General features: G+C 75.5%; 1 protein-coding gene. It reads right to left on the bottom strand.

Translation table 11 applies throughout. The annotated features are described in order from the left end of the window. The coding region (locus G3I40_RS28085) for an acyltransferase domain-containing protein (protein ID WP_164305174.1) at window positions 1-2,113 on the bottom strand (2,113 nt) is incomplete at both ends.

The raw sequence follows: 2,113 nt of genomic DNA, 5'->3' as shown, positions 1-2,113 counted from the left end.
CCAGGTGCCCGTCCGGCACCGAAGGCGCGGTCACCGGCGTCCAGTGGAGGGCGTGGAGCGGGCTGCGGGCACCGGTGAGAGCGCGGGCGTCCGCGGGGCGGGCGAGCACGGCGTCGACCGACAGCACCGCAGCGCCGGCGTCGTCGCAGGCGTCGATGCGCACCTTCTCGGGACCCAGACGGCTGATGCGGGCGCGGACCGCGGTGGCGCCGCGCCGGAACACCCGGACGCCGCCGAAGGAGAACGGAAGCGGCAGCCGGCCGTCGGGCAGGTCCTCGGCGAGTCCGTCGAGGACGGCGTGGAAGATCGCGTCCAGGAGCGCCGGATGCACCCCGAAGCCCGCTGTCCGGCCCGCCGCCGTCTCGTCCAGGGCGACCTCGGCGAACACGTCGTCGCCGCCGGTCCAGGCGGCGCGTACGGCTTGGAAGTGCGGGCCGTAGCCGAACCCCAGGTCGGCGAGCCGGTCGTACAGGCCCGTGGCGTCGGCCGGTGCGGCGCCGGCCGGCGGCCAGTCGGGGCCGGTCCAGGCCAGTGTCACGGCGTCGGCGGGGGCGAGGACGCCGGTGGCGTGCAGCGTCCAGCCCGGCTCGCCCGGGGCGGCCGGCGCGGTGCCGGTGGCGGCGCGCGAGTGGATCGACAGGCGGCGACGGCCGGTGTGGTCGGGCTCGGTCACCGAGACCTGCACGTCCACGGCCGCGGCGTCGTCGAACAACAGCGGTGTCGACAGGACGAGTTCGTCCACGACGGGCAGTTCCAGGCGGCTGCCCGCGGCCAGCGCGAGGTCCACGAAGCCGGTGCCGGGCAGCAGCACCGTGCCGAAGGCGGTGTGGTCGGCGATCCACGGGTGGTCGGCGGTGGAGAGCCTGCCGCTGAACAGCCATTCGTCGCGGCCGGCGAGCGGCGCGGCGACGCGCAGCATCGGGTGGTCGAGTGCGGCGAGTCCGGCGCGGCTCATGTCGCCGAGCGCGCCGTCGTCGGGCTGCACCCAGTAACGGCGGTGCTGGAAGGCGTAGACGGGCAGGTCGAGGTGCGGGGCAGGGCCTTGCGCGGACAGCGGCGTCCAGTCGACGGCGATGCCCGAGCAATGGGCGGCGGCGAGCGAGCGCAGGAACTGGTCGACCTCGTCGACGTCGCGCCGTGCCGTCGCCGCGACCAGCGCCCGCGACGCCTCCTCATCGCTCAGCGTCTGGCGGGTCATGGCCGCCAGCACCGCGCCAGGACCCACTTCGACGAAGCGGCGCACACCGGCGTCGGCGAGTGAGCGCACCGCCGGGGCGAACCGCACGGCCTCGCGCACCTGACGCACCCAGTACTGCGGCGTCAGCAGTTCGGGCCCGGCCGGTGCGCCGGACACCGTGGAGCACACGCCCACGCGCGGCGTCCGGTACGTCACGGAGGCGGCGACCTGCTCGTACGCGGCGAGCATCGGCTCCATCAACGCCGAGTGGAAGGCGTGGCTGACGGTCAGCCGGTTCGTCTTCACGCCCGCTTCGACGAGTTGCTCCTCCAGCGCGGCGATCGCCGCGCTCCCGCCCGAGAACACCGCCGCCTCAGGCGCGTTGACGGCCGCGAGCGAGACGGCCCCGGCCAGGGCCAGTTCCTGCGCCCGCTCCTGCGACACCGCGGCGGCGAGCATCGCTCCCCCGGCCGGCAGCGCGCCCATCAGCCGGCCGCGGGCGGCAACGAGCCGGCATGCGTCGGCCAGTGACCACACCCCGGCCACATGGGCCGCGGCCAGCTCGCCGATCGAATGCCCGACCACCACGTCGGGCCGGACACCGAACGACTCCATGAGGCGGTACAGCGCCACCTCGAACGCGAACAGCGCGGGCTGCGTGAACTCCGTACGGTCCAGCAGCGCCGCGGCCTCGCCGCTCTCGCCGAACATGACCTCGCGCAGCGACACCCCCAGCGGGGCGTCGAACTGCGCGCACACCTCGTCGAGGGCAGCGGCGAACACGGGGAACGCGGCAGCCAGTCCCGCACCCATGCCGACGCGTTGCGCGCCCTGACCGGTGAACAGGAAGGCCGTCTCGCCGCTGCCGGCGTCGCCCGACACCACCTGCGGCGACGGCGTGCCCGCGGCCAGGGCCGTGAGGCCGGCGAGCCGGCC

The sequence above is a fragment of the Streptomyces sp. SID14478 genome (assembly GCF_010548525.1).
GTDB lineage: Bacteria > Actinomycetota > Actinomycetes > Streptomycetales > Streptomycetaceae > Streptomyces.
The sequence above is the reverse complement of the archived record's forward strand: the minus strand, read 5'-3'. Positions and strand labels throughout refer to the sequence as shown.